Origin of the sequence: Neotabrizicola sp. VNH66, from assembly GCF_049445895.1 — a bacterium.
Taxonomy (GTDB): Bacteria; Pseudomonadota; Alphaproteobacteria; order Rhodobacterales; family Rhodobacteraceae; genus Pseudogemmobacter.
In genome coordinates this window covers 45626-52105 of the sequence record NZ_JBMSDW010000026.1, presented here as the reverse complement: position 1 = coordinate 52105, position 6480 = coordinate 45626, and the positions used below count along the sequence as shown (strand labels likewise).

General features: G+C 62.6%; 2 protein-coding genes and 1 pseudogene. All 3 read left to right on the top strand.

Translation table 11 applies throughout. From position 1 onward, the window contains the following. The first annotated feature begins 119 nt into the window (after positions 1-119). The 3 genes and pseudogenes from ACO2Q5_RS22345 (at position 120) to ACO2Q5_RS22335 (ending at position 6448) form a co-directional block, all read left to right on the top strand. Positions 120-1229, top strand: coding sequence for an IS110 family transposase (locus ACO2Q5_RS22345; protein WP_423295105.1), 1110 nt, complete (start codon positions 120-122; stop codon positions 1227-1229). A gap of 290 nt (positions 1230-1519) precedes the next feature. Continuing rightward, positions 1520-3739: pseudogene (locus ACO2Q5_RS22340) on the top strand (strawberry notch-like NTP hydrolase domain-containing protein); the annotation flags it as partial. 147 nt (positions 3740-3886) lie between these two features. Then, entirely contained in the window at positions 3887-6448 is a 2562-nt protein-coding gene (locus ACO2Q5_RS22335) for a TOTE conflict system archaeo-eukaryotic primase domain-containing protein (RefSeq protein ID WP_423295193.1), read from the top strand. The last annotated feature ends 32 nt before the right edge of the window (positions 6449-6480 follow it).

The following is a 6480-nucleotide window of genomic DNA, read 5'->3' as shown; positions in this document are numbered from 1 at the left end:
ATGGAGCGCTTCCAGCAGATGGCATGACCATTCTTGGCGCTCCAGCCGACGTGGGACAGGATCGCCGTAGAGTGATCGCGGTCCGCACTCTTCTTCGGTCCGCAGCCCGAGGAGATGACATGGAAGACTACAACGCCTTTGTCGGTTTGGACGTGCACAAGGACAGCATATCGGTCGCGATTGCGGATGCCGGTCGGGACGGCGAGATCCGGATGTATGGGACGATTCACAACACGCCCGATGCTGTTTCGCGCCTGATGCGCAAACTGGTTCAGCGCCACGGCAAGATCGAGGTGACCTACGAAGCAGGTCCCTGCGGCTATGGGATTTACCGGCAGCTTGCAGAGATGGGGATTGTCTGCCGGATCGTGGCGCCAAGCCATACGCCAAAGCGGCCGGGTGAACGGGTGAAGAACGACACGCGGGACGCGCTGATGCTGGCGCGGCTGCTTCGTGCAGGCGAACTTACCTTTGTGTGGGTGCCCGACGCCACCCATGAGGCGATGCGCGATCTGGTTCGGGCGCGCCAGGTTGCTTCGCAGGATGTCCGGGCAGCTCGTGCGCTGATCCAGATGTTTCTGCTCAAGCACGGACTGCGGTGCAAGTCGAAGGCATGGTGCCTGCGTTATCGGAAGTGGCTGACATCCCTGCCGCTTGAGCATGCTGCCCAGAAATTCGCGCTGCAGAGCTATATCAATCGCCTGGATCAGGCCGAGGCCCGAAAAGCCGAGATCGAAGGCCAGATGGTCCATCTCATTCCGGGCTGGACGCTCGCCCCGGTGGTGCACGCATTGCAGGTGTTCAAGGGGATCGGGATGGTCATCGCCGCAACCCTCGCCGCGGAGATCGGTGACTTTTCCCGGTTTGCCAGTCCGCGCCAGCTGATGGCGTATCTCGGCCTGGTCCCCAGCGAATACTCCAGCGGCGGCAAGCAGCGACCCGGCGGCATCACGAAAGCGGGCAACAAGATCGCGAGGGTGATGCTGGTCGAGGCCGCGTGGTCCTACAAATGGCCCCCCAAGGTCGGCGTGCTGCTCATGCTGAAACGGGAAAACTACAGCCAGGCGCTGAAGGACATCGGGTGGAAAGCCCAGGTGCGACTGAACCAGCGCTTTCGGCGCCTCGAGGGCAGAGGCAAGCGCAGCACCGTTGCCGCGGCTGCGGTTGCCCGCGAACTGGTCGGCTTCATCTGGGCGACAGCGATCAGCGCCATGCCGAAGGCCGCCTGACTCCGCACGTGCGAATGTTGGCAGTGGCCAGGGCATCTGACGCGGGACGAGGCAAACCGTCGGTCGAGAATTGAGATCCGGAACTGTCCGGACATCTGACAGCAGAATGAACGAACGCCTCTGACGCTTACCATAATGGGGTTTCGATCCCCGCATCGGAGTTTGAGCAACCGTCGAATAAGTCGGGTGCCCTGACCTCTGCCAATATCGCAAGGAGAACGAACATGACGAACGGCATTCAAGCCGCGCGGCGGGAAACGCATGCCTATCCTCTTGACGAATGGTCATCGGAATTCTCGACCCCGCTGCCGGTGGGGCTGGCGGCGCTCGCTGCCGCGCAGATCACACCGCGCGATCTGGTCCTCGAGCCTTCGGCCGGGACCGGTCTTCTGGCGATCCTCGCCGAGATCGCGGGTGGCAGCCTCGCGCTGAACGAGTTGGCCGACACGCGCGCCGACCTTCTGCGCCACCTTTTCCCGGGGTGCCCGGTCACCAGTTTCGACGCCGCGCAGATCGACGATCACCTCGACGCGGGCTTGCGCCCCAGCGTCATCCTGATGAACCCGCCGTTTTCGGCTGTTGCCAATGTCGATGGCCGGACGACCGAGGCGACGGCGCGGCATCTGCGCTCGGCCCTTGCGCGCCTTGCCCCCGGCGGGCGTCTGATCGCGATCACAGGTGCGAATTTCGCACCGGATGCACCCGCCTGGTCCGAGACCTTCGGCCGTCTCACCGAGTCTGCCCATCTGGTCTTCACCGGAGCTGTATCGGGCGCAGCCTTTGCCAAGCACGGCACCAGCTTCGAGACGCGGATCTCGGTCTTCGACAAATGCCGGGGCGGCGAAAAGGGCGGCATCACCGCTGATCTCAACCAGCCTATTGCTCCGGATGTGGCGCAGCTCCTCGCCCGGCTCGTGGCCGAGGTCCCTCCGCGCCTCGAACTGGAAGCGGACGATGTCGCTACATCCCGGTCCCCTTCCCCCTTCCCGGGAATTCCTGCCCGTGCGTCTGGCTCCGCGGCTGGAAAACCGCGTGCAACGCAGTCGCCCAAGACCGATGCCCATGTCACCACACCGGATGCCGAGGACCTTGTCTACAACCTGCGCGAGACGGCGGACGATCTCGGCGCCGCGCGCCTGTCCGATGCGATCTACGAAACCTTCCGCCTGCAGGCGATCGACATCCCCGGAGCGGCCCCGCACCCGACGAAGCTGGTGCAGTCGGCGGCGATGGCGTCCGTCGCGCCCCCGAAACCCTCCTACCGTCCGAAACTCCCCGCCGCCGTCTTGCGCGAGGGCCTCCTCTCCGACGCGCAACTCGAGACGGTGATCTACGCAGGCGAAGCCCATGGCGCCTATCTCGCCGGTTCGTGGACCGTCGACGAGACCGGTGACATGGTCTCGGCTGCGCCCAACGATGCCGCGGACGCCGTCCGCTTCTGCCGCGGCTTTTTCCTCGGCGATGGCACCGGCGCTGGCAAGGGCCGCCAGTCAGCCGGGATCCTGCTCGACAACTGGTGCCAGGGCCGCCGCAAGGCGCTCTGGATCTCGAAGAGTGACAAGCTACTCGAGGATGCGCAGCGCGACTGGTCGGCCCTCGGGCAGGAACGCCTGCTCGTCACGCCGCTTTCGCGCTTTGCGCAAGGCCGTGAAATCCCGCTTACGGAAGGCATCCTCTTCACCACCTACGCGACGCTGCGGTCCGAGGAGCGCGGCGCCAAGAAATCCCGCGTCGACCAGATCGTGGACTGGCTGGGCTCGGATTTCGACGGGGTGATCCTGTTTGACGAAAGCCATGCCATGGCGAATGCCGCAGGGTCCAAGGGCGAGCGCGGTGACACTGAGGCTTCGCAGCAGGGCAGGGCGGGCCTGCGTCTGCAGCACAAGCTGCCCAATGCCCGCGTGGTCTATGTGTCCGCCACGGGGGCCACGACCGTCCACAACCTTGCCTATGCGCAGCGCCTCGGGCTCTGGGGTGGGGAAGATTTCCCCTTCGCTAACCGCGCCGAATTTGTCGAGGCCATCGAGGCGGGCGGCGTCGCCGCGATGGAAGTCCTCGCTCGCGACCTGCGGTCGCTTGGCCTCTACACCGCCCGGTCGCTCTCCTATGACGGCGTCGAGTACGAGATGCTCGAGCATACGCTGACGCCCGAGCAGCGCGGCATCTACGATGCCTATGCGGGGGCCTTCGCCATCATCCACAACAACCTTGCTGCCGCGATGGAGGCGGCGAACATCACGGGTGAGAGCGGCACGCTGAACCGCCAGGCCAAATCCGCCGCGCGCTCGGCCTTCGAATCCGCCAAGCAGCGCTTCTTCGGACACCTGCTGACGTCGATGAAAACCCCCACGCTGTTCGCGAGCATCGACGCCGATCTTGCGGCGGGGCAGGCGTGCGTCATCCAGATTGTCTCGACCGGCGAGGCGCTGATGGAGCGCCGCCTGTCGGAAATCCCGACCGAGGAGTGGAACGACATCCGCGTCGACATCACCCCGCGGGAATACGTCTTATCCGGAACTCCGGATAAGACGTAATATGCCGCGTCCGCGTTATGCAGAGCGCGGCGCTTCATGTCGTTGATATGATGTTTCATTTCGGGATCTCCGCTTTGCATAATCATGATGCCTCTGCTCTCAACCGTAGAAGGACACCCCGACATGACCTCCCCCTCCAACTCTCATCCCGGCAGCGCAGCCGCCGGAAGCGGAGGCATGCTTACAGCAGGGCCGTTTGGCCGTTATGGTCGGGGGGAGGGGACAACTTGGCGGAAATCACAGGTGGCGGACAGGAGCGGGACAGAAACAGAATTGGCCAGGGTTCGGGCACGGCTGGCCGAGCTGGATAAGGAACAACGTCAGCTTCTGCAGGAGCTTTCGGCGTTGGAGGCCAAGCAAACTGCAGAAATAGCCGCGCAAGCCAAACGTCCATCTTTTGAGAATGCCCCCGTCACCAACATGTCGACGTCACGCGAAAAGGTAGAGCTATTCCGCACCCTGTTTGCTGGCCGCCCGGACGTATTCCCAGTGCGATGGGAAAACCGCAAGACAGGACGCGCCGGGTACTCACCCGCCTGCTTCAATGAATGGGTGAAAGGCATCTGCGGAAAGCCAACCGTCAAATGCGGGGACTGCAAGCATCAGCGGTTCATACCTCCCGACGTCGGCATCATTGAACGGCACTTGCGGGGCGGCGACGGTCATTCGGCTGACTTCGTTGCGGGCGTTTATCCTTTGCTGCGGGATGATACCTGTTGGTTCCTGGCAGCAGATTTTGACAAGGCGTCTTGGGCAGAAGACGCCTGTGCCCTGCTTGCAACTTGTCGGACGAAGGGTGTGCCTGCTGCACTGGAACGGTCCCGATCGGGCAATGGGGGCCACGTCTGGGTATTCTTCGCCGAACCTGTGTCGGCTCGGGCGGCTCGGCAGCTTGGATCGGCACTGATCACAGAAACCATGGAGAAACGGCCAGAGATCGGATTTGCTTCCTATGACCGCCTCTTTCCGAACCAGGATACGATGCCTGTTGGAGGCTTCGGAAACCTGATCGCGCTTCCGCTCCAGCACAGTGCCCGGAGGGTCGGCAACAGCGTCTTCCTCGATCAGGATCTTCAGCCATACGAAGACCAGTGGGCGTATCTGTCGACGCTCCCACGGATGTCTGCGGAGGCGGTAGCAGATTTTGTTGCGGCTGCTGAGGCATCTGGTCAGGTGCTGGCAGTCCGGATGCCGGTTGATGATGAAGACGCTGACGAGCCCTGGAAAATGTCGCCGTCGCGACGCCCGAAGGCAAAGCCTGCGGACGTGGTGGTTCCGCCAAACATCAAGGTAACAGTCGCAGATCAGGTCTATATTGACCGAACCGGGCTGCCCTCTGCGATGATTGCCCAATTGGTAAGGGTCGCAGCTTTCCAGAACCCCGAGTTCTATCGGGCGCAGGCGATGCGACTGCCCACCTTCGGAAAGCCGCGCGTGGTCTCCTGTGCCGAGCTGCACCCGCGCCACGTTGCCTTGCCTCGAGGCTGCTTTGATGAGGCGGTTGAAGTCCTGACCGAACACGGTGCGAACGCAGAACTGGACGACCAGCGTAGCGATGGAACCCCGCTGCCGAACACGGTTCGGTTCCTTGGTGAGCTTCGGTCGCCGCAACAACGCGCCTTCGAGTCCCTCACCGGGCATGATACTGGCGTGCTTGCCGCGACCACGGCCTTCGGCAAAACCGTCGTCGCGTCGGCCCTGATTGGTCATCGCGCCCGAAACACGCTGGTTTTGGTGCATCGTCGTGAACTTCTTGACCAGTGGGTTGAGCGGCTGAAGACCTTCCTTCAGATCGACGCCAAGCAAATCGGCACAATTGGCGGTGGAAGGCGGAAGCCGACAGGCGTGATTGACGTGGCGCTCATCCAGAGCCTGGTCAGAAACGGCGAGGTCGACGACATCGTGGCTGACTACGGTCAGTTGATCGTCGACGAATGCCACCACCTGTCTGCGGCGAGTTTTGAGCTTGTCGCGCGCAGAACGAAGGCCCGCTATGTCGTCGGTTTGTCGGCAACCGTCGCCCGAAAAGACGGTCATCATCCCATCATCTTCATGCAATGCGGGCCCGTTCGGCATCAGGTTCATGCCAGATCGCAGGCTGCTGAGAGCGGCATTCGGCATCGGGCGCGCGAGCGTCACACGCGGTTCAAACTGCCTGAAGTGCTTGCGATGGCGGAACGGCCATCGATGCCCGCGATCTATGCCGCTCTGGCTGAAGACGCCGGTCGAAATGATCAGATCTTTGATGATGTGCTGAAATCGCTCGAAGCGAAACGGTCCCCGATCGTGCTGACCGAGCGCAAAGACCATCTGGATTATCTGCAGCAGCGGTTCTCCAAGTTTGCGAAGAATCTGGTCGTCCTGCGAGGCGGCATGTCGGCGAAAGATCGCAAGTCCGCCGTCGCTGCGCTGAATGTCCCCCATGAAGAGGAACGGCTGATCCTTGCGACAGGGCGCTACATCGGGGAGGGGTTTGACGACACCCGGCTCGATACCCTGTTCCTGACAATGCCAATCGCGTGGAAAGGAACGCTGGCGCAATATGTTGGCCGCCTGCACCGGCAACATGACGGCAAGAAGGACGTTCTGGTCGTGGATTACGTGGACAGTGCGGTGCCGGTCCTGGCGAGGATGGCTGCAAAACGGCGATCTGGGTATCGCGCGCTTGGCTATGTGATGGAATAGCAGCGCCCCATCCTATGTGGGACGCTGCCGAT

Excerpts from the sequence above, each read along its gene's own strand:
- ACO2Q5_RS22345 (WP_423295105.1), top strand. The coding sequence starts at position 120 with ATGGAAGACTACAACGCCTTTGTCGGTTTGGACGTGCACAAGGACAGC.
- ACO2Q5_RS22335 (WP_423295193.1), top strand. The coding sequence starts at position 3,887 with ATGACCTCCCCCTCCAACTCTCATCCCGGCAGCGCAGCCGCCGGAAGC.